19 protein-coding genes and 1 pseudogene are annotated in these 26261 nt (G+C 36.9%); 18 read left to right on the forward strand and 2 right to left on the reverse strand.

The window, feature by feature from the left end; all coding sequences use genetic code 11:
• Nucleotides 1–255: 255 nt before the first annotated feature.
• The 12 genes from I2484_RS21480 to I2484_RS10495 all read left to right on the forward strand — a co-directional run bounded on the left by I2484_RS21480 (nucleotide 256) and on the right by I2484_RS10495 (nucleotide 17863).
• Nucleotides 256–741: a DUF6431 domain-containing protein gene (locus I2484_RS21480; RefSeq protein ID WP_346014182.1), complete on the forward strand. Its 486-nt coding sequence runs from the start codon at nucleotides 256–258 to the stop codon at nucleotides 739–741.
• A 48-nt stretch (nucleotides 742–789) separates the two neighbouring features.
• Entirely contained in the window at nucleotides 790–2142 is a 1353-nt protein-coding gene (locus I2484_RS10445) for a DDE-type integrase/transposase/recombinase (RefSeq protein WP_207150971.1), read from the forward strand.
• Nucleotides 2135–2935, forward strand: coding sequence for an ExeA family protein (locus I2484_RS10450; protein WP_207150972.1), 801 nt, complete (start codon nucleotides 2135–2137; stop codon nucleotides 2933–2935). The genes I2484_RS10445 and I2484_RS10450 overlap by 8 nt, the downstream gene beginning before the upstream one ends.
• A gap of 118 nt (nucleotides 2936–3053) precedes the next feature.
• A complete protein-coding gene (locus I2484_RS10455) occupies nucleotides 3054–4259 on the forward strand; it encodes a BREX-1 system adenine-specific DNA-methyltransferase PglX (RefSeq protein WP_207150973.1) in 1206 nt (401 codons plus the stop codon).
• A gap of 137 nt (nucleotides 4260–4396) precedes the next feature.
• Complete coding sequence (gene pglZ, locus I2484_RS10460) at nucleotides 4397–6907, forward strand: BREX-1 system phosphatase PglZ type A (protein WP_207150974.1); 2511 nt, start codon at nucleotides 4397–4399, stop codon at nucleotides 6905–6907.
• 51 nt (nucleotides 6908–6958) lie between these two features.
• Complete coding sequence (locus I2484_RS10465) at nucleotides 6959–10132, forward strand: DEAD/DEAH box helicase (RefSeq protein WP_207150975.1); 3174 nt, start codon at nucleotides 6959–6961, stop codon at nucleotides 10130–10132.
• A gap of 40 nt (nucleotides 10133–10172) precedes the next feature.
• Nucleotides 10173–10706, forward strand: coding sequence for a hypothetical protein (locus I2484_RS10470; protein ID WP_207150976.1), 534 nt, complete (start codon nucleotides 10173–10175; stop codon nucleotides 10704–10706).
• A gap of 377 nt (nucleotides 10707–11083) precedes the next feature.
• Complete coding sequence (locus tag I2484_RS10475) at nucleotides 11084–12265, forward strand: hypothetical protein (protein ID WP_207150977.1); 1182 nt, start codon at nucleotides 11084–11086, stop codon at nucleotides 12263–12265.
• Complete coding sequence (locus tag I2484_RS10480) at nucleotides 12262–13341, forward strand: hypothetical protein (protein ID WP_207150978.1); 1080 nt, start codon at nucleotides 12262–12264, stop codon at nucleotides 13339–13341. The genes I2484_RS10475 and I2484_RS10480 overlap by 4 nt, the downstream gene beginning before the upstream one ends.
• A 720-nt stretch (nucleotides 13342–14061) precedes the next feature.
• A complete protein-coding gene (locus I2484_RS10485) occupies nucleotides 14062–14916 on the forward strand; it encodes a tyrosine-type recombinase/integrase (RefSeq protein WP_207150979.1) in 855 nt (284 codons plus the stop codon).
• An 821-nt stretch (nucleotides 14917–15737) separates the two neighbouring features.
• Nucleotides 15738–17165 (forward strand): MATE family efflux transporter, encoded by a 1428-nt coding sequence (locus I2484_RS10490; RefSeq protein WP_207150980.1) that lies wholly within the window; start codon nucleotides 15738–15740, stop codon nucleotides 17163–17165.
• 20 nt (nucleotides 17166–17185) lie between these two features.
• A complete protein-coding gene (locus I2484_RS10495; RefSeq protein ID WP_207150981.1) occupies nucleotides 17186–17863 on the forward strand; it encodes a hypothetical protein in 678 nt (225 codons plus the stop codon).
• 281 nt (nucleotides 17864–18144) lie between these two features.
• Here I2484_RS10495 and I2484_RS10500 read toward each other — a convergent pair whose 3' ends face one another.
• Nucleotides 18145–19080, reverse strand: a complete 936-nt coding sequence (locus I2484_RS10500; RefSeq protein WP_207150982.1) for a metal ABC transporter solute-binding protein, Zn/Mn family — start codon at nucleotides 19078–19080, stop codon at nucleotides 18145–18147.
• A 543-nt stretch (nucleotides 19081–19623) separates the two neighbouring features.
• On the opposite strand from I2484_RS10500, the gene I2484_RS10505 reads away from it, so the two are divergent.
• The 5 genes and pseudogenes from I2484_RS10505 to spoIIP all read left to right on the forward strand — a co-directional run bounded on the left by I2484_RS10505 (nucleotide 19624) and on the right by spoIIP (nucleotide 23934).
• Complete coding sequence (locus tag I2484_RS10505) at nucleotides 19624–20172, forward strand: TVP38/TMEM64 family protein (protein ID WP_207150983.1); 549 nt, start codon at nucleotides 19624–19626, stop codon at nucleotides 20170–20172.
• A gap of 466 nt (nucleotides 20173–20638) precedes the next feature.
• Nucleotides 20639–21004, forward strand: coding sequence for a DUF5412 family protein (locus I2484_RS10510; RefSeq protein WP_207150984.1), 366 nt, complete (start codon nucleotides 20639–20641; stop codon nucleotides 21002–21004).
• A gap of 553 nt (nucleotides 21005–21557) precedes the next feature.
• Nucleotides 21558–22151 (forward strand): annotated as a pseudogene (locus I2484_RS10515) (rod shape-determining protein); the annotation flags it as partial.
• Between the two features lie 285 nt (nucleotides 22152–22436).
• The gene (locus I2484_RS10520) at nucleotides 22437–22847 is read left to right on the forward strand and encodes a rod shape-determining protein (protein ID WP_481886400.1); all 411 of its coding nucleotides are present in this window, start codon (nucleotides 22437–22439) and stop codon (nucleotides 22845–22847) included.
• Nucleotides 22848–22977: 130 nt separating this feature from the next.
• The gene (spoIIP, locus tag I2484_RS10525; RefSeq protein WP_255551298.1) at nucleotides 22978–23934 is read left to right on the forward strand and encodes a stage II sporulation protein P; all 957 of its coding nucleotides are present in this window, start codon (nucleotides 22978–22980) and stop codon (nucleotides 23932–23934) included.
• A 199-nt stretch (nucleotides 23935–24133) separates the two neighbouring features.
• Here spoIIP and resA read toward each other — a convergent pair whose 3' ends face one another.
• Nucleotides 24134–24670: a thiol-disulfide oxidoreductase ResA gene (gene resA, locus I2484_RS10530; RefSeq protein ID WP_207150986.1), complete on the reverse strand. Its 537-nt coding sequence runs from the start codon at nucleotides 24668–24670 to the stop codon at nucleotides 24134–24136.
• A gap of 222 nt (nucleotides 24671–24892) precedes the next feature.
• On the opposite strand from resA, the gene I2484_RS10535 reads away from it, so the two are divergent.
• The gene (locus I2484_RS10535; protein ID WP_207150987.1) at nucleotides 24893–26254 is read left to right on the forward strand and encodes a sensor histidine kinase; all 1362 of its coding nucleotides are present in this window, start codon (nucleotides 24893–24895) and stop codon (nucleotides 26252–26254) included.
• Nucleotides 26255–26261: the final 7 nt, after the last annotated feature.

Here is a 26261-nt window from a genome sequence, read left to right on the forward strand (position 1 = left end):
CTGCCTTATTTGATACTGCATAAATATTGTTAATGCTGCATTCAAAGGTCCAATTGTTGACGGGGTTATCTGTCCAAGGCTTGATGGCTATACTGTCCATTAGAGTCTACAGAAAGGAAAAACGTCTTCCATTTATGTATAACCATTCGAAGTGGTTATACGGAAGACGTCCCCAAAAACACATGATTATTATATCAGATTATCGCTTAATTGAAAACTTTGAAACAGGCGTTTTCAGTTACCAGTACAGAACAAGTGCCTTGCCCTTGTTGCGGAGAGCTTGATTATAAAGTTATTGGCAGCCGTATACGAAAGGGAAGAATTGAAACAGGTGAAAGAAATCTCTACTCTATCCGAAGATTGCGATGTCAACCATGTTGGAAAATTCACCATGAACTCCCGGATCTATTGATACCCTATAAGCGTTACGAAGCTTTCGTTATAGAAGGATGTATTGAGGGGTTTGAACCATTGGTTCTTGAAGTGGATGAGTTAACGACAGCTCGTTGGATATCCTGGTTTTCAAAATTGGTGGAGTATTGGATTCAAATTATTATTTCCCTACTCGTTCAAAGGCAACTTGAGTCTACTCTAGTGACGGTTTTGTCCGACCGCTCACTATCTGTACTGGAACGAATCGGATGTTTAACAGGTGATGCTCCTGATTGGCTGGCTCGTCTTGTCCAACCGGTAGTAAATCATCATTTTTGGCTACATACCCGTTTTGCCTGTTTGTCCTGAAAAGATTGATTTACACTCAAGGTAATTAAACCGAAAGGAATGAAACCCTTGAAAAATCAACAAAAGGATGAGGAAATGGCCGCTTCGAAGTATCAATTGATTGCACCGTTACTCGAAGATGGACTGGACCCGGCGAAAGAGAGAGAACTCAGGATGAAAATCAGTGAATCTTGTGGTCTTTCTGAGCGAAGCTTACGGCGATATGTGGCCAACTATCATAAGAATGGATTTATGGGATTGAGGCCTGCGCCCCGAAAAGGGCAGGCTTCTTCAGATGCGATCAATAAAGCAGTAGAACATGCGATACTGTTGCGTCGAGAAGTACCTGGACGAAGCGTCTCACAAATTATTCAGATACTGGAGTGGGAAGGCGTTGTAGAAGTTGGAGCGTTGAAGCGATCTACGCTCCAGGAGAGATTATCTGAAAAAGGATACAGCTCTAGACAGATGAAAATGTATAGACAGACTTCGACTGCCACACGTCGCTTTCAAAGACGGCATCGTAATCAACTATGGCATTCAGATATCAAGTATGGCCCTTACCTTCCTATCGGTCCCGCTGGGACAAAAAAACAAGTGTATCTTGTGGTTTTTATAGACGATGCAACACGCTTTGTAGTGCATGCATCTTTCTATGCGTTACAAGATTCGCATTCCATCGAGGATGCTTTTCGCCAAGCAATTCAAAAGCATGGTGTGCCTGAATCCGTTTATTTCGATAACGGAAAACAGTATCGGACAAAATGGATGAATCGGACCTGTTCTAAAATGGGCACACGTCTCCTTTACGCAAAACCATATTCGCCCGAATCAACCGGGAAAGTTGAACGTTTTAATCGAACGATTGACTCATTTCTAAGTGAAGTATCTTTAGAAAAGCCGAATCGTTTGGATAAACTTAATGAGCTTTTGGAAGTGTGGTTAAGTGAATGTTATCAACATAAGGCGCACACATCCCTTGGTGAAAACGTAAGTCCAATGAGTGCTTTTCGAAGCGATCAAAAAGCGCTCCGATTTATTTCGTCGGAAGAATTGATAGATGCTTTCCTACATTGTGAAGCCCGTAAAGTAGATAAGTCAGGCTGTATCAGTTTCCTAGATAAAAAGTATGAAGTTGGAATTTCTTTTGTTGGATGCAAGGTTGATGTTCTATATGATCCAGCGGATGTCTCTGAGCTAACCATTGAATATCAAGAATATTCGCCTTGGAAAGCTACGGAATTAGTTATAGGGGAGCAGACTGGAAAACGGCCAGAATTACCCGAAACTCTTCAGAAGCTTCCGGTGGATAAATCACGTCTATTAAGAGCAGCAGAAAAACAACGTGAATCTAGACAAGAAATACAGCCTCCAGCCGTCTCTTATCGGAATGTGAACAAGGGTGTGAATACAGATGTTTGAGAAGTTTTACGAAATGTCTCATACACCGTTTTCACGTGACATTCCTCCGAAGGAATTGTATCGATCAGTAACGCAAGATGAGATTCTTGGTCGTCTTGAATATGCGGCAAAGCGACAACTATTTGTCGTCATGACAGGTGATTGTGGGGTTGGAAAAACAACAATTATTAGACAATTTTCGTCTCAGTTGGACGAAGCTAAATACAAGTGCCTCTATTTATCTGATTCAAAGCTCACCCCTCGAAATTTTTATAAAGGATTATTGGAACAATTGGGCTGCGAAGCGAAGTTTTATAGGGGCGATTCAAAAAGACAACTTCACCGCGAAATAGAATTGATGAAAGGGATTCATGGTATTATTCCGGTCGTCGTTGTAGATGAGTCGCATCTTCTCGACCGGGAGATGCTTGAGGAAGTTCGTTTTCTCTTGAATTTCAAAATGGATGCACAAAGCCCGATGGCGCTTGTTCTTGTCGGACAAAGCGAACTCTGGGATCGGCTCAGGTTACAGTCCTTCACTGCGATTCGGCAGCGAATTGACCTTCAGTGTAAACTCGTCTATCTGGACCGCGCGGATTCAGATGGTTATGTAATGAGACACTTGAACTATGCAGGAGTAGAAAGGGACATCTTTTCAGAAGCAGCATTGGAAGAGATTCATCGGTACTCAGGAGGAGCCGCAAGGCTCATTAACAAATTAGCAACTCACTGTCTACTGTATGGAGCACAAAATGGTCAACGAATTATAGATGATCGCATGGTAATTCGAGTGATCGAAGGGGAACTATCATAGTTCCCTTTTTCTCTAATTTACGTTGGACATTAATTTAGCAATCATTGGACAATGGTTACCGTCAATCGATGGACATTAAGCCGTGTCAGTAACAACAATATCGAGCGGAAAACTATCAATGAGATTCAGTCCAGCTGGACATTTATTTGAAACAAAAGGTTCAGTCTGTTTTGTTAAACAAAACGAGAACACTAATTATTTATTGGGATTATTAAATAGTATTATAGTAAATAATTTGTTGTTAATCTTATCTCCTACATTAGATTATCATGAAGGACCAATTGGGAAATTACCAGTTATAATTGAAAAAGATATTATTGAAACAGTAGATAGTTTGGTTTCTATAAATATTTCCACATCAAAAATCGATTGGGACAATTTTGAAATGTCATGGAACTTTATAAAACATCCTTTATTAAAATTCGCAACAGTTAATCTTCAATCCGCATTTTCGGCATGGAAACAGCACACTGAATTTCAATTCAACCAACTAAAAGCGAATGAAGAAGAGTTGAATCGTATTTTCATTCAAATTTATGGCTTGAAAGATGAACTAATGCCTGATGTAGAAGATAAAGATATAACGATTCGCAAAGCTGAATTAGTGCGTGATACGAAGAGTTTTCTTTCTTACTTTATCGGCTGCACAGTAGGTCGTTATAGCTTAGAGGTGGAAGGTTTAGCCTATGCCGGAGGGGAGTGGGATGAGTCGGAGTATGCTTCATTTAAGCCAAATAAGTATGGCATTCTGCAGTTTACGGATGCGGAGTATTTTGAACATGATATCATTGCTCGTTTGCGTGAGTTTTTGGCTGTGGCGTTTCAAGCGGATACGGTGGATGACAATCTACAATGGTTAGCGGAGGCACTTGAGATGAAGAAGGGCGAATATGCGGAAGCACGTTTGCGTCGTTACTTTATGGATGAGTTTTTCACGGATCATTGCAAGCCGTATCAAAAACGCCCGATTTATTGGCTTGTGGATTCTGGAAAACAGAAGGGCTTGCGTACGCTCATTTATATGCATCGTTATCAACCAGATACGATGGCAACGATCCGTTTTGAACATTTGCAGGAGATTCAAGCGAAATACAATAATGAAATCGATGCACTAGATATTCGCCTTGTGAATCCAAATTTAAGTGCGACGGAAAAACGTAATTTGGAAAAGCAAAAAGATCTCTTTAAAAAACGTCTGGAAGAGTTGCTTGAATTCGATAAAAAGTTAGCTAAATATGCGAATGACCAAATTGGAATTGATTTAGATGATGGTGTAAAAGTCAATTATGCGAAGTTTGATGGGGTTCTTGCGAAGATTAAATAAAGATTACCGAAAAAAGAAAATAACTATGCCTGTTAATCCGAATAGCCGTCATGCCTTTGTGCATGCGGCTATTTTATAAATAGTTTGATATTTACTGGTATACTATTCACATATATATTAATAGATGAGGTGACACTATGGATATCGTGGAAATGCTACGGGAACGGATTGTAGATGAGAAGAGCAAAAAAGCACGTGCTATTGTGTTCTGGTATGACGATTCTGCGCAGGAAACACTGGCTAGTTTAACAGAAGCATTTGCTGCAGACGATATTAAGGTCAGGGTACTAACGACAAACAATTTCTTTTCATTAAAAATAGACATAGAAATTGAGCATAAGGATGATTCCTTTTTATTATATGCACCTTTTGCAAAACTAGCGGACGAGGATAATCTTTTACTTGATATGCAGCTTTACGGAATAGAGTTTAAGGCGGATCAGATTGCAATTTTGGCTGAACAATTGCTTGTAAATGATTCTATTTTACGTCCGATGATTCAACGCTACCCATCATTCTTTAAAAGTAAAGGGCGCAAAGACAAACTTAAAAAAGTATTACCTCCAAATGCGAGTGAGCGTGATATCGAGTACAGCATGTTGGCGGTGCTAGCAAATTCGCCGGTGGCCAATATGGCTGTAATTACTCGCCACTTGCTTGTTGATGGGTTGGATGAACAAACAAATATGGTGTATAAAAATATAGAGAAACATTTCAGTACAGGGCGCATGTGGATTTTATTAACAGAGTATTTTGGTATGGGAGTAAATACGGCTCATCAATCTTTACAGCACTTGCTAGAATATTTATTAGTTGCTCACTTTCAACGAAATGCATTATTTGAACTTACATCGCTTGGTGAAAAGTATGCGACAACACGTGGAAATGCTTGTGCGCTCTTTATTGATGACTGGTTACGTGCGAAAGAGAGTGAGGTTCAAGTTCTTGAAATGTATGTGAAGAACGTTGAAAATACATTACAAATTCGCGAATTATTGCAAGAACTTCCTGTAGAACAATATGATGCGATTTCGACATTTCCACTCATTGATGTATTAATTATTGAGAAGGTAACAGCTGAATTATTGCATCAAACATCAGATTTAACTGCTTGGAATGATCGTCTTCAAAAACGTTTGAAGACGCACTGGGCAAGAAGACAGGATTCTATTGCGGGTCTTTATCAAGTGATGTTGGAAGCGGTTCGTTTAACAGAATATAAAACGTACGTGAAGGAGTATGATACACGCGAGAATCTGTATGTGCAATATACCGAAAAGCTCTACTTAGTCGATCAAGCATATCGTCGTTTTATGTTGGCTACCACACAGCTTGAGCACCGTGAATATGTAGGGCAGTTAGTAGAGTTATTAACGAATTGGTATGAAAATAATTACCTTCGTAAGCTTGTAGAGGAAACGAATCATGTGTTGGAAAATGAAACGGCTATAAATTTGCCAAAGCAGCAGTTCTTCTTCAATAAAACGATTCAACCTATTATAGATAAAGAATCTACGCGTGTTTTTGTCATTATTTCCGATGCGCTACGCTTTGAAGTGGGTATAGAGTTAACGGAGCGTCTAAATAAGCGTGCAAATGGAGCAGCTACAGTTTCACCGATGATGAGCAGTTTGCCGTCTTATACACAGCTTGGTATGGCTTCTCTATTACCCCACCGCACCCTATCAATCAGTGATAATAAAACAGTAATGGCAGATGGATTGCCGACAAATGGACTAGCAAATCGAACGAAGGTTTTACAACAGGCACATGAATCGGCTGTGGCGTATCGTTTAGATGAGATGCTGGATTGGTCTCCAAAGGAAGCGGACGAGTATTTTAAAGGCAAGCGTGTTGTGTATTTATATCATGATATTATCGATGCGACAGGAGATTCTATAAAATCTGAGCGTGAGACATATGCTGCTACTGAACGTGCGATTGAGCTGTTGCAACGAGCGATTGATCGTTTATCTCGTTTACAGGCGAAACGTATTTTTGTTACTGCCGATCATGGATTCTTATTCCAGTATTCAAAAATCGGAATGGATGTGAAAGTGGAAGCGGTACAAGGAGATATTGTTGAGTCTAATCGGCGTTTTGCAATCGGGAAGAATCTTCAAGTACCTGCTGGCGCGGTCAAACTAAATGACCTATTTACTCCTTTGAAAAATGTCGAAGTCGTTATTGCTAAAGGTGTGAACCGTTTTATCGGTGGTGGTGGTTTGCAGTTTGTCCATGGTGGTGCGATGCCACAAGAAGTAGTCATTCCGCTCATTGATTACCGTCGAATAAGCCAAGCAGACTTGGTTGATATTAGTGTGGCAATGCCTAAGCGGATTATTACTAATTTCCGTATTCAAGTCCCGTTTTATCAAGAACAATCGGTATCAATAAGTTACTTACCGAGAACTGTGAAAGCTGCACTTTACATTGAGGATGAACGTGTATCCGACGAAATTGAGTGTACATTCAATTTTACAGGAGATAACCATGAACGTAGAGAAACATTAACATTCAACATGGTAGAAAAATATTATGAATCTGGTCAAGTATGTACGTTGAAATTAATGACTATTGAAGACGACATAACAACACTCTATACGGAAACACCATTTACCATTCATATGTACAATGCACTGTACTAACCAGGAAGCCTGTTTATGATGAACAGGCTTCCACCGAAGGGGGTTCTCTTAATGCTAAAAGCAGGCGAAATAATAAAAGGTCCTTTTTGGCCAGAGATTGTCGAGATAAAACACTGTGAGTTAATTGACGATGATTTGTATGTTGTAGAATCCATTGGGCGAAAAACAAATAAGTTTTATGATCATTATTTAGAACAGTTTCAACTGGAGCAGCTTGAGAAAATTCAACAAAAAGATACATACTTTAATTCAGACCGCTTACAGCATTATCTTCAATTTCATGTGTTAAAAGCGGAAGAACGTTATTCTCAGTCAAGGGCTAGGGGGAACAGCAAGATTATACCGTTACCGCATCAAATAGAAGCAGTTTATAGTCGTATGCTCCAATCTCCACAAGTTCGCTTTTTGCTTGCAGATGATCCGGGTGCAGGCAAAACGATTATGTCTGGTATGTTGATTCGGGAACTATTGGCTAGACAAAGTATAGAGCGGGTACTTATTCTCGTTCCACCGCTTGTTCTTAAACAATGGCAGGGAGAAATGAAAGAGAAATTTAATGAAGATTTTACAATCGTTACCCGCAATCTATTAAATAGCTCGAACGAAGTTAATCCTTTTGAAGCAAATGACAAGATAATAAGTTCTGTTTATTGGGCTTCAAGGGAAGAAATCAAATCCCTCATTCTGAAATCTCAATTCGATTTAGTAATTATTGATGAGGCGCATAAAATGGCAGCGTATACACATGGGGTAAAGAAAAGAAAAATACAGCGCACAAAAATGTACCAACTTGGTGAAGCTCTGTTAAGGCATACAGAGCATTGTCTACTATTAACAGCAACACCACATAAGGGAGATAAAGAAAACTTTCGACATTTAATGAGTTTAGTTGATCATGATATTTTCTCACATTTAAATAGTAGCGAATCGATGTTTGAAAAAAGTAATCCATTTATCATTCGTCGTTTAAAAGAATCGATGGTCAATTTCGATGGAACACCGATTTTTCCTAAGCGAACAACAAAAACATTGTCTTTTGAACTTAGCTCGGAAGAAAAAGAGCTGTATGAGGATGTTACTTCATACGTCAGTGAGCATTTTAATAGGGCAAGAATGAACAATAAACCAAACGTGGCATTTGCGATGATGATTTTACAACGAAGATTAAGCTCTTCACTTGAGGCCATTTACCTGTCACTTGTACGTAGAAAAGGGAGACTAGAAGAGCTACTCTATACTCAGCAGCAAGAACAACAAGTAGATGTAGAGAATTTTGATGACATAGCTGCGGATGAACAAGAAGATTTGGAAAGTCAATTGGAAGGTGAAGCAGAAACCTTCGACTTGGCTGAATTACAAGTGGAGATTGATGTACTCAGTAATTTGATTGATAAAGCCTATAATATTCGCCAGATAGACGTCGAACGAAAATATATAGAACTCGAAAAAACTCTTTTTGGATCCAATGGCCTTTTAGCGCAGGAAGAGAAAATATTAATTTTCACGGAATCGAAAGATACACTTTATTATTTAGAAAGTAAATTACTCAATTTTGTTCCTGAAGTAGCAAAAATTGTAGGGGATTTTTCTATGGAGCGACGTGGGATAGAAGTAGAAAAGTTTCGTAACGAATTACAGGTAATGCTAGCTACAGATGCGGGTGGTGAGTCGATAAACCTTCAATTCTGTAATCAAATGATTAACTATGATATTCCGTGGAATCCAAATCGATTGGAACAAAGGATGGGACGAATACACCGTATTGGTCAAAAAAATGAAGTGTTTGTTTTCAACTTGGTCGCAATCAACACTCGTGAAGGTGATGTGCTAGTTCGTTTGCTAGAAAAGATGGAGCAAATGAGGACTGACCTAGGACAAGAGCTAGTGTATGACTTTGTCGGTGAAATATTAAAAGAACAAGGTGTGGATCTATCGAATTTGATGGAAGAAGCTATTAGCGGTAGGGAACATTTAGATGAACTGATTGATAAAATGGAGAAAACATTGTCAGAAGAACACAGTCGCTTGTTGAATTTAGCCAAGCAAGAAAGGTTGGACGAACATAGTTTTGACCTGCCAGGGATGCGTAGGGAATATCAAGAGCTGTCTATTAATAGCTTACCTTCAAGAGTATATGGAGAGTTCGCGGTGAAGCAATTTGAAGAGACAAGAATTCGGCTGAACATTTCCAATGACGGAGCAATCGGTCGTATTGATAGGTTTCCGAAAAATGTCCGTGAATTAGCAAAAAGACGTCGAATTTCGCTGAAATCAGATCAGTCAATTAGGTTTGCACTAAAACCTGATAAAGAATCGGCAGAAACACCATTATTACAAAATGACCATCCTATATTTAAACTAGCTTTGGAATTAGGCGGTACTGAAATACAACAGGTAGCAATTCCAGTCTGTCGTGTAAAAACATATGTCAGTGAAAGAATTATAGTTGAGCTAAACCAAGTAAGTGTTGTAGATGGTACCGGCAGAGAATTAAACCGTTCAATAATTTTACTGGGAAAACGAAAATCTGAAGAATGGATTCAAGTAGATCCGTATTGTTTATTTAATATTGATTTCGAAATGATTGATACCGACAGTGCAAAGGATTCGACATTCAAAAGAGAAGCGATTATTGAAGCGCGTAGGACTTTGCAAGAAGTCCAAATGAAACGGAATGATTACATTAATAAAAAGAGCATTTATTTACGGAAATCATTCGACGAACAAATGGGCACACTCCAAAGTCGTCTTTTTGAATACGAGCAAAATAATATAGAAAATAAAAATAGTGCTTTGATTAACCAAACATATACACAAATTGAAGATCTCGAAGAACGTAGTAGCGAGCGTTTGGATGATATTGAACGGGAGCGTAGTATTCAACTACAGCCAATTAAACGCATTGCCCAGCTGATTTTGGAGCCTATGGAACAAAGCAGTGGACGGTTAATTCCCGATGATGTATTCGAAAGTATAAAGGAATATGAGTACAGAAGCGGAAGATTAAGTATTCAGAAGAGAAAAGCGTTCGGTCTCGTGGATTTCACAAGTGAAGGTGCAATGGATGAATCACGTTTTATTATTGTTACAAATTCATTGGCAGATTTGGCGAAGGTCATTCAATATGATGATTATATTGGGATTGAAGAGTTTGTTTATATTTATGTGGTGGAGAATGCAAAAGTGAAGGAAGAGCTGGAGCTAGGAAAATTAATGATAACCTGAAAATACTTATTCTTGTTATATTTCATGGGGGGGATAGATATTGAGCGAAACCATCTTAGTTGGGGTTATTGCTTTGATTGGTGTTATAATTGGAAGTATAACTACTTTTTATAGTCAACATTTATCTAATCGTTCCAAGGAAAAAATTATTCTTGAAGAGCAAGAATGTTTGAAATTCGATAATCATTCAAGGGTTTTTAGAAAGATTAGTTATGAAATCGACAAATACTTTTCCAAAATTAATAATTTAAATATTCATCAAGTAACTGAGGCGGGAAGTATAGAAATGTATACTAGAAATTTAATTTCCCAAATCGAATTACTTGATGACTCGAAGATTAATGGGACAGGAATAAAAATCTATTATGATATTTTATATTTATTAAAGGATATTGAATTGAACTGCCTGGTTTATCAAGAAATAACAAACCCGTTAACTAATGAGGATGCAGAAATAGCCCATGCCAATGGGGATTATATTGATAATAGGGTTGGTCAACTAGCGGTCTTAAACGATGAAATCAAAATGAAACATACAGAAAAGACGAATGATATAAACAAAAAGAATAAATAATTTTTCGGTCAGGTTACCTGCAAGAACTTTTGCTGGCAATTGAGAAAGTGAGCATACCCCTATCAAAGAACTTATATAGTAACGATTGCTTTTGCGTTGTATAGAGGGGGAGCCAATTATATTTGTTGAAATTGGTGTAGTAGATACTGAAGAAGGGCATAATTTATACAAACGTTTTAAATACAAGTGCTTCATACTTTAAAAATAAACAGTAATCAGAATACGTGAGTTGGAGAGTTGTGAGTATTTGTAAATATTTTTAACCTTTTATCTATTGAAGAAGGGGGTCTTTTGAATGATTCACTGTTATGGAGTACACTATTCAAAATTAACGCTATTTAATTCAAATCAAATAATCTGAAAAAGGAAGTGCGGAATTGGATATTATTAAAGACTTACGTGTAAATTGTTATTCACTCATGATAAAAATGAAAATAGAAGATTACTTGAAATATATCGACTTCTCCTATAAACATCAAGGAAATTTAGGTGGGCAGCGTGCTCCGTTGAAAACAAAGTCTGCGACGGCAATCAGAAAACGAATGCAGCAAGATATTATAGATGGAACTGTTTTACCGCCTGTCGTAATTGGAATAAAAATTGGTGAAAATAATTTTAGTAAAATTGAAGAATATATTCAGGAAACTGACTATGAACAACTAAAAAAACGAATTTTCGATGTCGACCCGAAAAATATTTCCATAATTGACGGTATGCAGCGAACGACATCAATTATGGAAGCGAGTGAAATTCATAAAGAGGTGCTCGAACGGGAGTTGCGTGTAGAGTTTTGGATTGCTAAAAGTATGAGTAGTTTAATATATCGTATGCTTATTTTAAATACTGGTCAAATACCTTGGAATTTAAAGAGGCAAATGGAAACGGTTTATAATCCACTTTTAAAAGAAATTGAAGAGAAAGTTGAAAAACTGAATGTGATTGAAGTAGATGAAGGTACTCGTAGAACAAGTGCTGGAATTTATCAAGGTGATAAAGTGATTGAGCTATTTTTAGTGTTCGGGGCAAGAGAAGCGAAAGTGGATGCAAAGGAAGCGCTGGCGGATGAATTTACACGTCTTGATTTTATAAAAGCAACGTCAAAAAATGATATGAGTGATTTTTTTGCGGAATTTTTGAAGCTTATTATTGAATTCGATGAAATTGTTTTTCCGCTTTCATTTGAAGAGAGTGTCAACAAGGAAAGTCATTTCAAATATGGAAAAGATTTATTTGCGAGTCAAACGCTGAAGGCAGGGTTTATTGCAGCGATTGCACAGCGTATTTTCGGCTTACCTGGAGAAGATTACAGCAAAGAACGTTATTTGAAAAATTACGAAACGGTACGGATGCAGTTCATTGTGTTATTGGAGAAACTACGTAGTATGGAAGAAGAACAGCTGAAAGAATTTATAGATATTATGACACTCAATGAAAGTATTATCGTCAACAAAGGGATTGGTGATTTCCAGCGTAAATTTTTCACGCGTAGCTTTGAACTATTATTAAACAGAAACTTTGATCTTGATAGTCTGACACCTTGCTGGAGAGTAGGCAGATGACACGGACGACAAATTTTAAAGAAATGAATCAATTACTTTTCGGAAAGTTTTATGCTTTAATGGAAAGCTATCCAAGAATTTTTGATCGTGAACCAAAATGGATTGTGTTAGATGATGAAGAAAAACAAATTTGTAATCGTTCATATGTTATTGATAAATTACTGCTTGAAAATGGCGTTGAGTCTTGCCTTATAGAAAAAGAAGATGATTTGTATTTTGCGATTGTTGGGGATCAAGGGTCGGAAGAAGCACAGGCGGAATTTTTTCACGCTGTGGACGTATCGAAAGGCTTCTTTTTACGTATTATTAGCGATCTAGATAGCAAGCCTACTATTACAACACTGTATGAATTGGAAGAAACCCTTCTTTTTTACAGTAAGGAGACGCCGGGCTATATAGGGCATGATGTAGAGACTGTTATGAGTTATTTTCCGAAAATTAAACTGTTTCATTTGGATAAGCAATTTTCATTCTCAGAAGCACCGCTGACGAATTTGACAGGGTATTTTGTATGTGAATATAGTCGAAATAGGGAAGTCGCTTTGAATGTGGAAAACCTAGAGACTTATAAACAATTATTTATCGAAAACTATGAAACGTTAAATTATACTATTTTACTTCGAAGCCTATTGAATCCGTATAGGAAAGACGTGTTCATGGATATTTACCGCTGCATTGAATATTTATACAGGGCGATTGGTATTAAAGAACTCCAAAAAAGTATGAATACTACCCTTGGTATTGGGGAGACGTATAATTTCATTACAAGCAATCTGCAATACAAATTTACGGAAAGCTACTGTGTTGGCTTGATTTTTAATAAACTATCTGATGAGGTTAAAGAGAAGATTCGAGCGATTGTTCCAGACATAGTAGAAGGTAAGGAAGGCGAATGGTTCTACGGCCTTAGAAATTCTCTTGTTCATGGAAAAAGAAAAGAACATGAAATAAAGTTATCCAATAGCCAATGGGAATTATTAATTGGGGCAAGTTTAGAAATATTGCGTACTATCAATGTCTACGCGAACGAGAACAATTTATCTGCGGATTTTGTGAATAGTATACAAAAAAAGTAGTGAGATAGCCCTTACACATCGACAATTTAAGTGTCATTTTTAATGAGAATACATAAAAGGTGTATGCTTTTGGAAAAAACAATCAAATGTATCCATGGTGTAATCATCAAATGGAAGATAAGCGCCAAACCAGGCGCACCTTTTAACCTTTGAATTATTTTCTGATATTCAACTTACAATCAAAAGTCAGGAGGTTTTGTGGGATAAGTGACAAACGATATGTGGCATGCCCGCATTGATTCATTCAATGCAAGTAGTGAATCCAGTGTCGATACCTGGTGTGCTGAAAATAACATCAGTCACTAATGTATGTATGTATGTATGGCTTAAAAAAGGACTGGCCTAAAGAGGAAACTAGAAATCTAGCCCTTCAGCTGGTTTCTTTAAATGAACTGATTCAAGAAAGTAAGGGTCCCCATGCTTTAACGCTTACATAAATGAGTGTTGCTTTACGATCGATTGCCTTGCTAAATCTAAGGGCATTGCCATTGGATTATATTAATTTATCGTATTTTATCTAATCGTATTCAATATTCTATTATAGATACTGTTTTGATATATATAAACGCTCACAGCAAACACCGAGCATTTTCCTTTTACAACATAATATAAATTATGTTGTATTTTTGTGTTTTATTAGATATTATTAAGGTTATAATGCAACATAATTTATGAATTGTGATTAAAAATAAATGCAACATAATTTACAGGGGTGATATTATGAAGGAAGCTTTCCAGGAATATTTAAATTCAAGTGACCTAAGTGAAAATACCATCAAAGGATACACTCAATCCGTTAATGGATATTTTAAATGGTTCGATGAATCAAAAGGTGTTTCATTTACAAAGTTGCACCGGGAAAATATGCGAGAATATATATCCTATCTTAAAGCAATTGAAACAGTAGGTCCTAAAACGATTAACACAAAATTAAGTGGTTTAGTTAAATTCAACGAGTTTTTAATTCATATCAAAAAACAATCGGATCTAGTTATTGAAAAAAGTGATTTTGTTAAAGTTCAGCAGCAGTATGCATCTCTTGCAAAAGTTGAATTTCAGGATGCAGAAATGTTTCGTCAGTTAGTACTAGATAGTGGGAAAGCAAGAAATTACGCAATCGTAACTGTTCTAGCCTATAGCGGATTACGCATTTCAGAGACACTCAATTTAAAAGTAACTGATATTAACTTGGTATCCCGTGAAATACTTATTGTAGACGGGAAGGGAGATAAATCTAGAACAGTTTTTATGGGAGAGAAAGTGAAGATTGCCTTACAGTCTTGGCTGCGGGACAGAAAAGAGAAAGGAATAGATTGCGAAATCCTTTTCCCAAGCAATCGAAACAGAAGGTTGGATCGTACTGTTGTGAATAGGCTGTTTAATACGTATTCAGCCAAAATTGGAAAAGATATTACTCCACATGATCTTCGACATTTTTTCTGTTCAAATGCGATTGAGAAAGGTATGAGTATTCATGAAGTAGCGAATCAAGCCGGGCATTCAAATATTCATACGACGATGTTATATACGAACCCTACAAAAAAAGATATATTGGAGAAAATGGATCGTCTTTAATAATGAATCTAGCTTACAACAGTGGAGATTCTATACGACAACTAGCGGAAAGCAGGGGGATTGTAATATAAGAAAGAGTGATGCAGGTTAATGAACATAGATTAATGGTCAGAGTTTTGTTACGTGTAATTGATTCAAAATGATATCTTTGGGAACCCCTAGTGTCGCGTTTAGAAAAGGACGAGTTTAGTTACATAGACGATTAGGCATTCATCATAAGTTCTATTACCATATTATAATGCTCACCTTTCAATCCCAGGATAGCGTGAGATTTCTAATATCGAAAAGATGTAGTTTAACCTGAATTATTCACGCCTGTTCAATCAACCATCCATTTAGCAAAATTCATTTGTTTTATAAGTTTTTGAAACTGAACATAACTTGTCGTCTTTCCAAAAATGTCGGATTCCTGATTTCCATAAGGATCTGCCTAAATTAAAAATAATTGCTTTGGATTTTCTATAACGATGTACTTTATCGAGCAACGGATGATTCTCCAGTTATAAACTTTTGAAGGATTGTGCATCAAATTGTATCCCAAAACGAGCTAAACTCGGTTGAGAAGCAATCTTAGTTGTGCTGAGGAGTTGTGTGGAAGATGGTCCCTTTGTTAATTGATTCGCGCGTCATCCTCCGCATAACCACCAGTTATTTGATAAATCTTTTAGCGAAAAAAGGCCACTTTCAATCAGTTCTTTTCATAATTCAATCCTCACCTTTGTATGCCTGGTATCAGATTCTTAATCTCAATTAATATGCTTCTTAATCTAAAGGTTAAGAAGCATATTAACGGTAATACTAATAATCTTGGGAGGATTATCGTGAAAAATAATGATGTTACCATACCTAATTTAGAAAATACAAAGGATAAAATTAAGATTATTTTAGTGCTGGCAATGCCAGCAGTGATAGAAAATTTATTTCAGACGATTCTTGGCTTTGTTGATACTTACTTTGTATCGAAAATTGGCCTTGCTGAAGTTTCAGCAGTTGGTGTCACTAATGCTTTACTTGCCATTTATTTTGCTTTGTTTATGGCAATTGGCGTTGCAGCTAATGTACGAATTGCAAATTTTATTGGAGCAAAACAGCCAGAAAAAGCTCGGCATATTGCCCAACAATCGGTTATATTGGCTATTTTGTTTGGCATATTGACGGGAATTATTACTATTTTCTTTGCAGAACCATTATTAAAGCTGATGGGAATAGAAGATAATGTGCTAGAGGCAGGGGTTATTTACTTTAAAATCGTAGCTATCCCCTCTGTATTTATGTCTTTAATGTTTGTACTAAGTGCGGTCTTAAGGGGAGCTGGTGATACACGTGCTCCAATGAAAGTCAGTATTTTAATTAACATAGTAAATGGCGTGTTGGACTATATTTTGATTTTTGGGTTCTGGTTAATTCCTGAAATGGGTATTACCGGAGCCGCTATAGCAACTGTTGTTGCAAGAATTATTGGTAGTCTCGCTCTCGTTTATTATATAAAGCGCACACCCGTTCTTGCCTTTAGGAAGGATTATTGGAAACCAGATAAGCAACACATAAAGGAATTAATATCTCTTGGAGGCCCTGCTTCTGGTGAGAGGCTTGTCATGAGGCTTGGACAAATCGTTTACTTTGGATTCATTGTCGCACTTGGCACAAATGTTTTTGCAGCTCATCAAATTGCAGGAAACGTGGAAGTTTTATCTTATATGATTGGTTACGGTTTTGCTACCGCGGCAACCATTCTTGTTGGACAGCAAATTGGCGCAGGAAACGTAGCGGAGGCAAAGAAATATGCAATCCTCTGTACAGGGTTAGGTATTGGTTTAATGACTATTATAGGCGTACTGCTTTTTACTTTAGGTGACTGGGCAGGTAGCATATTTACAAATGACGCTGAGGTAATTAAAAATATTGGAACCTCCTTAAAAGTATCGGGTGTTTTCCAACCATTCCTTGCTTTATTACTCATTCTTACTGGTGCATTTCAAGGAGCGAATAACACGAAGTTTCCAATGTACCTGACAGCCGTTGGTATGTGGGGAATTCGAACATTACTTGTGTATGTATTAGGAATACAACTTGGATGGGGACTTCTTGGTGTATGGATTGCAATTGGTATAGATATTGCTTTTAGGGCTGTGGTTTTAACTATACAGTTCAAACGTGGTAAATGGATTTCTTTTGAAAAGGATGCTGAAGATGAATGTCATCCTCAAACATCAAAAGAAACTATGTCTGGATGCGTTAATAACTATTAATAAAATTGGAGGAATTTGAAATGGAACAACATCATAAAAATCATATAGATACAACAGTGGAAAATGAAATTCAGGTAACTATTTCTTATCAAAATATGGTTGCTAAATTGCATTTAGAAGATGATAAGGGAAACGTACCGGAATTAGAGCTTAATCACGAGAAACTACTACATCTTATTATTGTAAGTGAAGATTTAAATGAATACTTTCACTTACACCCTATTCAAAAGAATGATAAAGCATATGAAATCGATATTGTATTAACAGGTCACTCTTATAAGGCTTTTGTGGACATTAGACCTAAAAGGGGAAATTACACTATTAAAGGGATTACCGTGCCAACAGATGATAACATTGATCGTCATAATCTGAGTACTGGTTTAAATGTTGATGAACAAGGGACAAAAGAGATTAACGGGGTAATAGTTGAATTCCAGCATGATACATTTGAGACTGGAAAGGAACTTAATCTTAATTTTAACATCAAAAACGCTATACCTGAACCTTACTTAGGAGCATTAGGTCATGTGGTAATTATTGATGAAAAAGTAGAAGACTTTATTCATGTTCACCCCATTTCAGATGAGAGTACTTTGTTTCAAACACAATTTGATAAACCGGGGTTATATAAATTATGGGCAGAATTTAAATTTGATGGAGAAGTCACAGCCTTTCCGTATGTGATTAAAGTAGTGTAAGAGGAAAAAGTGGAATACCAACTATGGTTCTTGATGTCGATACTTCTACGGTAATGAATAAGAAGGGAATACATTATCACAGTTAAAGCATACGCGAGCAGATTTTTGTTCATTTGAATAAATTGGTGACGGTAATTTTGCAGAGGAAAGTGGGGGAAAGGAGAGCATGTAGACGGTGTCTATAATTAAGAGTTGGTTTAAATAGTTCAAGAATACTAAAAAAATCAAGGTCTGTCCTATACGACGGAATATTACCGATATGTAGGACAGCCCTTGTTAACTTATTTATCGCTTAGAGCCTTCTCAAGCGTTTGAATATTGTAGTTCATTAATGAGAAGAAGTCTTCTTTATTTTTCACGTCATCAACCGTCAATACTCCAAGATTATGAAGCATAAGTGATTCGGCCCCGATTTCTTTTCGTATTACTTCTGTTAGCTTTGAGGACACGTTTTGTTCGAAGAGAACATACTTCACATCTTGTTCTTTCGCATATTCGACAAGGGATGTCAATTCTTTTTGAGAAGGCTCACTTTGTGAATTCAAACCAGCAATTGCAACTTGCTCAAGGCCGTACGTTTCGGCTATATTACCGAATGCAGCGTGTGAAACGAAGAATGTTTTTATTGATGCATTTGATGCCATATCTATAAATTTCCGATCTAATTTAAGTAGATCATCCCGTAATTCTTCAAAGTTTTTCTCGAAATCTGCTTTTTTATCGGGAGCTAGTTCAATTAAGGCGTCTTTAATTGAATAAGCAAGTGCATCACTCAAAATGGGCGACATCCATACATGTGGATCGAAGTCATCGTCATTATGTTCGTGTCCTACATCAAGATGCTCCCCACCAAGCATTTCTTCTGTTATTGCTTCAGATGTGGCAACCATTTTCACATGTTCATCTTTCAGCGTTTTCTCGGCATTCTCTACAAAATCTTCAAGACCAAGTCCGATATAAAAGAATAAATCCGAGTCGGCAAGAGTCATCATTTCTTTTTGTGTAGGCTTGAAAGTATGCTCTTCTGCACCTGTCGGATAGATTGATTTCACATCGACATGATTGCCACCAATTCGTTCTGTAAAGTATTGGAGTGGGTATACGGTTGTGTAAACAGTTAGTTGGTTTTCACTCTCTTTCTCATTTCCTATATTGCTACAAGCAGCAAGCAGTACCATTGTGAATAAAGAAATAATGATAAACAGTTTTTTATTCATTAGATAAAGTCCTCCCTTTTTTAAATAGTAACCATTACGGTTTAAATTAATTGCATTTTTCATCATATAAGAAAAGAAATCATTTTGCAACTAAAAATTAATCGAATGAACTGGCTCTTTTGCAAAGCTTTTGCACATTTAAAAGATATACTAATAAACATCTTCAAAATGCTTTAAAGTCGTATTGAACATTTCGGTTTCCGGTATTAAACGAACCATTTTTTTAATATGTTTTTAAATTACAAAGCTAATAATTGGAGAAAAGTATGGATAATCAATTCGTTCCTAATAATCACAATAGGTCGTATGAATAGTGGAAATTGCAATTCTCAATAACATTAATATAGGTATGATGGGGAGCATATTATTACCGGTGGTCCACCAAATACTGTCTTTCATTTTCTAGAAAATCGCCCTTTATATTCTAATAATATTCACGACACAGAGCGGATTATTCCTAACAATGATGACATCAACCTTCAACAAACAATTGGAATGCAGAAAATAAACGGTTATCACAATTTATGAAACTCGGTGGTGTTTATGGTAGAAGAGATTCTGCAATGTTTTGAAAATAATAGTTTACTCGCTGTTGGGATAAGTATCATTCTAAATATTAGTATTAGTGTCTTGGGTTTTATACCAAGTGTATTTATAACGGCGGCAAATATCAGTTTCTTTGGATTTGGAAAAGGTTTAATTTTATCTATTCTAGGAGAGGCTTTGGGAGCAATGATAAGCTTTTACCTATATCGAAAAGGTATAAACAAAGTGAAAACTAATGTCTCTATTAACAATAAACATTTAAATAGATTACAACAAACTAAAGGGATGGAAGCTTTTTTACTAATTTTAGCATCAAGGGTATTCCCGTTTGTACCATCAGGTTTAGTTACTTTGGCGAGTGCGGGTAGCAACGTTGGAATGTGGAATTTTTCGATAGCCAGTACACTTGGAAAAATACCTGCTCTTGTTATAGAAGCATACTCTACTCAGCAAATTCTCAATTGGAGTTGGCAGGGCAAAGTGATCTTAGGAATTTCATCGGTTATCATTATTAGTATATTAATAAGAAAGAGAACCTCTAAATAAATAACGGGTTCTCTTCTGTGGGATAAAACAACAAAATAGTATGGTAAATCACATACCTTTTCGCAATAGCTGATAGGTCCCATTCTTTTTGGTGTCTAGCCATTCATATGATTTCATCATTAAAAAACGCAACAGGTTTAGCAAGAACTTTACAATGTACAATGGTCATTGTACAAAAAGCTTATACTGCGATTTTAAGGGATGTTATATATGCTGAAAAGTAAGCCATTATCGTATAAAAATAAAAGACATTTTGCCTTTGCATTGAAATATAGGCTATATTAAAGGCTAGTGTTGTTTTTTGTATTCAACTAACGGGCAATAATTGAATAAGGAATATTAGAAACCTAATTAGTCTAAAAGGAAAGAAAATTCGAACCTTTTTGTGCTGATTACGTCCATAAGATAAATGAATTTTTGTATGAAACTACAAATATGAATGATTTTATGGAGAGGTTTGAGAAAAATGAGTAAGTTAATAAAGATTTTACTAATGGTTATTGCTGTCACTATTTTGTTTGGCATAATATTTATGTATCAGGTATTAAACCCAAGGCTAAGTATTATTCAGGTGAATGAGGAAAATGCAGAAGGAATTTATGTTTCACCAGATGGAGAGAAAAGTATAACGGTTTATTTTAACGGAGGGCTAATATTCCATAACGATGTAACCTATGTGGGGGTGCTTCAAGATTCTAAAACTGGTTTGAGAAAGAATATTTTTCTAGTGATGCCAAATGTTAAAGAAGTCCGATGGGTAAATAATGAAACGATTGTTGTTAATGGTATAGAAATTGCTATTGATGATACCTATGACTTTAGGAAGAAATAAAATAAAAGAATTTGAACAATTGTAGACCATTACGGTGGGTTGAATGATGAATGGAATTAGAGAGTTCTTATTTACTAACGCACCTTTAGTGGAATTATTAAGCGTTTTCAAAAAAAAAAGCATCGGTGCTAACCGATGCTTTTTTGGTCGTTAAAATAGGCGTTATTTTTTATGTTTTTTTATCAATTGTCCCCCTGAAGTGAACTCGTTACTAAATAAAGTGGACTCTTTTTTGTTGTCAAGTCACTTCGTTTTTTGGTAAAATTTGGTGGAATTCTACTCGCAATCTACCTTTGCGACACTATTACTTCATGTATTGACTAAGATTCACACTTTTATTTTTAATAATTGCCCAAATCAGATTATTAATGAAATTTAACTACATTTTAAAAGAACGGAAAAAGTATAGATTCTCATTCTCCATATTTCCTGCAAACTTTTAAAGTAGAGTAAATGCTGCACCTTTATTTTTGAAAAACTATAAATAAGGCAGAAAACGAGCTAAATATTTTTGGATTTTCAACAATTAGATGAAGGATAAGGAGAAAAAACTATGTTTGGTATGGGTGCAAGATGTTTTGGAATTGATTTAGGAACAGCAAACACCCTTATTTTTGTTAAAGGGAAAGGTATCGTTGTTCGGGAACCATCCGTTGTTGCGATGAAAACTGAAACAAGACAAATTATTGCCATCGGAAATGATGCGAAGAATATGATTGGTCGTACTCCGGGAAACATTGTGACCGTGTGTCCGATGAAAGAAGGTGTTATTGCGGATTATGAAACTACGGCAATGATGACGAATCATTTTATAAAAAAAATACAAAACCAAAGTATTCTTCGCAATAAGCAGTATGTAATAGTTTGTATACCATCTGGGGTAACAACGATAGAAAGACGTGCTGTCATCAATGCAGCTAAACAAGCAGGGGTGCGGGATGCCTTTTTGATTGAAGAGGCGTTTGCCGCAGCAATTGGATCTGGTTTACCAGTATGGGAACCAACTGGGAGCATGGTTGTTGATATTGGCGCCGGTACAACGGAAGTCGCGGTCATTTCTTTGGGCGGAATTGTGATTAGCCACTCCATACGTGTCGCTGGTGTATTTTGCAAAAACGAAGTACAGAGAATTGCAAAGGATTCGTACATAGTTTTGCAAAGTATACTGCAGACTCCATGGTGATGTGACATGGAGCCTCTACGGGCAAGATGCACGAGCCAAGAAGCCAGGCACCACTAGGACCTGGCTCTGCCAATGTAGGCTATCATGCCCGCCTCTCCATGTAAAATCTTGCTCAAATCGGTATGTATTTTTCTTTGCATTTCTCTGCATCATCATATTGCAATACTATGTACTGTTATTTTGCATTACACAGCTGGTAATGAAATGGATAAATCAATCATTAGATGTATTAGAAAAAGATGTAATTAAATATTAGGTGAACGGACCGCCGAGAGTATTAAAATGGAAATTGGCGCTGTTGGAGATATAGAAGGAATTGCGAGTATGGAAATTCGTAGTCGGGATCAACTAACCGGTCTACCAAAAATTATTGAGATTCAGGCAGATGATATTCGGAATGCATTAAGCGAAACGGTTTATTCCATTATCGAATCAGTGAAAAACACATTAGAAAATACACCTCCAGAACTGGCTGCTGACATTATGGACAATGGAATTAGATTAACGGGTGGCGGAGCTTTGTTGCGTAATTTGGATAAAGTTATTAGTGAAGAAACTCAAATACATGCTCTAATAGCTAATGACCCACTCGATTGTGTAGCTATTGGAATTGGAACAGCTTTAGAAAACATTCACTTATTTAAAACTAAAGCAAAATAGATTATTAGCATTATGTAAATCCCTGGTCATAAAAACCCTCTTAACTTTATCTCTTAAAATTACCTAGGTAAAATTCGTGATGTGCATCTTCGTTAAAAAAAAGCGATTAACAGTAATAGGGGCGTTCTTCTTGCTTTTAATAATTTATAACAATAAAGAATTTAAAGATGCGGTCATTACAATCCAACTTGTAATGGAAGAACTTTTAATTATTAAAAAGACTTCTATATCCGACATTGTGCTACATATATTAGCTGACGGAGGAATGCCTATGAAGAAGTCGTTGAAAGTTTGGGGTGCACTTATCTTCTTTCTTTTCATATTTCCAGTTATCTTAGAACAGATCCCGAGTGAAACCCCAGAAGAAGTAGCAGTCGTCGCTCCATTGAATAACCGGCAATTAGTATATGCGACAAATCTCATCGAACCGGAACAACAAATCCAAACAGGCATGCGTGCGCTTTTATTTGCTACACATTCACATGAAGCATTTGAACCTATCACTCAACAACATGATGGGAAAATTGCGGTTTCTCATCCGGAAGCGAATATTATGAAGCTAAATGAAACGATAAAATCCCAGTTGGAATTCAATGGAATATCAACTGAAATTCTTGATGTCGATACTGCGGCGGTAATGAGTAAGAAGGGGATACCTTATAGTAAGTCGTATGATGTGATTAGGCCGTATGTACAAAAGGCGTTGGAAGACGTCGATTATGACATCATAATCGACATTCACCGCGATTCCCTTAAAGCAGACAGAACGACACTCACGTATGAAGGAGAAAAGTATGCAAAAATCGTTTTTGTTATTGGCGGTGAGCATAGTAACTTCAAATTAAATAAGGAATTGGTCGAAAGATTGACAGCCGAATTAGAGAAAATTGTTCCGGGAATAACTAGGCCTCTTGTTTTCAAAGCAGGACACGGTGTAGACGGGAAGTATAACCAAGATCTTGATCCGCGGCTCGTACTTGTTGAAATGGGTGGGATTGGTAATAATGAAGAAGAACTGAACAGAACATCAGCCGTTATTGGAAAAGCTGTATCACAAGTGCTACAGAAAAATGAGGAATGCTGTTGAATGAGTATGCTATAGAAACTAAGAAAAAGGCAGCCCAAAAAGTTGGTTTTCTCAACTTCGGGAACTGCCTTTTTATTATTTATTGGATTGACTGTAAGGATAATAGAAAGAACTGCTTGACTATCTTATCTTTCCCAACTGATAAAAAAACTGCCCGGCTATAAGAATATCCTTGTTTGTTTATGTTCATAAAAATCCTTTATTTAGTCTTAATGCTTTCCATATATCCTTGAATGTCTTTTTCGCTCATTTCACCAGTAATGATTTTTATAATTTTCCCATCTGGATTTATAAGAATAGTCGTAGGTAACGGACGAATACTATACGCTCCCATAACACTTTTTGTTTTATCAATGAGGGTGGGAAAAGTCATATCATATTGTTCGGCAAATGTTCGAACTTTCAAGTCAGACTCTGCGATATTGACAGCTAATACTTGAACCCCTTGATTTTTATAAACCTCATATTGCCGATCCATCGCGGGCATTTCCTTTTTACAAGGAGCACACCAAGTTCCCCAAAAGTTTAAGAACACACCTTGGCCTTTATAACCCGACAGTTGATGACTTTCACCGTCTAAGTCGACTAATGCGAAATCTGGTGCAACGTCCCCGACCTTCAATACATCATATTGTTCTTTTGTGAAGCTGCTGTATATTGTGAAAACAACGGCACCAGCCAACACTGTTAGAACGAATAAGCGCGTGATAAAACGATTTTTCTTATTGTTACTCATCTTTCGGTTGCCCCTTTCGAGACCCTACAAGCCGCTAACAGTATGCTTGAAATGTCTTTGATATGATAAGTACTATACTAAAGATATATCAAAAAAATATGCAGACACAAAGCTGTCATGTTCGTTAAAAAAAATCGTTACCTTTTGTCATGTTTAGTTCTCTCTGCATAATTTCTTCATATTTATTCTCTATACTAAATTTTGAGAGGAGAGAGTGTTCAGATGAACAGAATCTCTATAAAGCTGGCCGCTTACTTTTTTATTACTGTGCTTATAATGGAAACATCATTAATCTTTTATCTCCATCAGAATATCATCCATGCAAGGATTGATGAAGAATACACTCGATTATTGGCGAACGGTTCAAATCACCGGGACGTGTTGGAAGACAATTATTCAGATATGACGTTAAAACATATCGCATTGATGGAGACAAATGGTGAGCGGGAAGTTGTTATCACAGATGGCCAAGAAATCATAGCCAGTAGCTCCGATGAAAACAATTCGATAATAAAACAATACTCTTCCCTAATAAGGGATCTTGACTTGGATGAAGACAGGATTTTGGTTTCCGACTGGAAAGAGTCAGCGTATATTATTAGCGCTCATCCTTATAAAGTAGATTCTACTCATTCCGGATACGTTGTAATGTTTCAAAGTACTCGTTCTATTGAACGGTTAGTTAGTAAGCAAAACTTACACTTCGGCTTGGCGGGAGGAGCAAGCGTAATCGCGCTGTTCATCATCTATGCGGCCCTTTCTAAATTCCTTACACGCCCGCTCATCCGTATGAAGGAAGCGACAGAAAAATTGAGCAAAGGAGAATTCGACGTAAGTCTTCCCTTTGTTGGTAATGATGAGCTAGGTGAGTTATCGGGCTCAATCCAAAAACTTGCGAGTGATTTGGAACGGTTAAAAACTGAACGTAATGAATTTCTGGCGTCAATTGCTCATGAATTAAGTACACCACTAACGTATTTGATTGGGTATTCAAAAGTGGCAATGAGACAAGAGGTGGACGAGAAGGAACGCAGGCACTTTCTTGCAATAATTGCAGAAGAGTCGGACCGAATGAAGGATCTCGTTAAAAATTTATTGGATTTAGCGAAAATGGATGAGACAACTTTCACGGTGTCAAAGGAATCCTTTTGGGTGCGTCCATTCTTTGAGGATCTCCATAGGTTAGTTGGACCATCTTATAAACTGAAGAAACTCAGTCTTGACTTACTATGTGACGAGGATTTCCAAATCCAGGCTGATCCATTACGATTGGAGCAGATTGTCCTGAATTTACTGGACAACGCCTCCAAATACTCAGAAGAAGATACAACTGTAACGTTAAACGTGTATAAAAAAGAGGGGAAAACAGTCATTTCCGTTACTGATGTCGGAATTGGAATTCCACCGGAAGATATTGAATTTATCTTCGAGAAACTATACCGCGTAGAAAAATCGCGTTCACGTACATCCGGGGGATCAGGTATTGGTCTGGCAATCGTCAAGGAACTTGTCGAAGCCCACGGTGGCCGTATTCAAGTGGAAAGTAGCCTTGGGAAAGGAAGTACGTTCACCGTTATAATTTAATGGGAGG

The organism is Sporosarcina sp. E16_8, assembly GCF_017347095.1.
Lineage (GTDB): Bacteria > Bacillota > Bacilli > Bacillales_A > Planococcaceae > Sporosarcina.

Coding starts and splice junctions, on each gene's coding strand:
- I2484_RS10450 (WP_207150972.1), top strand. CDS start 2,135: ATGTTTGAGAAGTTTTACGAAATGTCTCATACACCGTTTTCACGTGAC.
- I2484_RS10455 (WP_207150973.1), top strand. CDS start 3,054: ATGAGATTCAGTCCAGCTGGACATTTATTTGAAACAAAAGGTTCAGTC.
- pglZ (WP_207150974.1), top strand. CDS start 4,397: ATGGATATCGTGGAAATGCTACGGGAACGGATTGTAGATGAGAAGAGC.
- I2484_RS10465 (WP_207150975.1), top strand. CDS start 6,959: ATGCTAAAAGCAGGCGAAATAATAAAAGGTCCTTTTTGGCCAGAGATT.
- I2484_RS10480 (WP_207150978.1), top strand. CDS start 12,262: ATGACACGGACGACAAATTTTAAAGAAATGAATCAATTACTTTTCGGA.
- I2484_RS10485 (WP_207150979.1), top strand. CDS start 14,062: ATGAAGGAAGCTTTCCAGGAATATTTAAATTCAAGTGACCTAAGTGAA.
- I2484_RS10495 (WP_207150981.1), top strand. CDS start 17,186: ATGGAACAACATCATAAAAATCATATAGATACAACAGTGGAAAATGAA.
- I2484_RS10500 (WP_207150982.1), bottom strand. CDS start 19,080: ATGAATAAAAAACTGTTTATCATTATTTCTTTATTCACAATGGTACTG.
- I2484_RS10505 (WP_207150983.1), top strand. CDS start 19,624: ATGGTAGAAGAGATTCTGCAATGTTTTGAAAATAATAGTTTACTCGCT.
- I2484_RS10510 (WP_207150984.1), top strand. CDS start 20,639: ATGAGTAAGTTAATAAAGATTTTACTAATGGTTATTGCTGTCACTATT.
- resA (WP_207150986.1), bottom strand. CDS start 24,670: ATGAGTAACAATAAGAAAAATCGTTTTATCACGCGCTTATTCGTTCTA.
- I2484_RS10535 (WP_207150987.1), top strand. CDS start 24,893: ATGAACAGAATCTCTATAAAGCTGGCCGCTTACTTTTTTATTACTGTG.